Origin of the sequence: Bacillus cereus group sp. N8 (assembly GCF_016483685.1) — a bacterium.
GTDB classification, from domain to species: Bacteria; Bacillota; Bacilli; order Bacillales; family Bacillaceae_G; genus Bacillus_A; species Bacillus_A proteolyticus.
The window spans coordinates 1-239 of record NZ_JAEHBK010000219.1 but is presented as its reverse complement, the minus strand read 5'-3'; the positions used below and the strand labels follow the sequence as shown (position 1 = coordinate 239).

The window sequence follows — 239 nt, the reverse complement described above, 5'->3', positions numbered from 1 at the left end:
GTTCGAGGTGGAAGCATGGTGACATGTGGAGCTGACGAATACTAATAGATCGAGGACTTAACCATATAATATGAAGCGATGTTATCTAGTTTTGAAAGAATATAAAAAACTTGTTGACTTTCAAAAGTAAATGAGTTATAATGATTCTTGTCTTGAATGAATAAAGTCTGGTAATGATGGCAGAGAGGTCACACCCGTTCCCATACCGAACACGGAAGTTAAGCTCTCTAGCGCCGATG

At 38.9% G+C, this 239-nt stretch carries 1 rRNA gene; it reads left to right on the top strand.

The features are described from left to right. Positions 1-166: 166 nt before the first annotated feature. Positions 167-239: ribosomal RNA gene (gene rrf, locus JDS80_RS31070) — 5S ribosomal RNA — on the top strand; the annotation flags it as partial.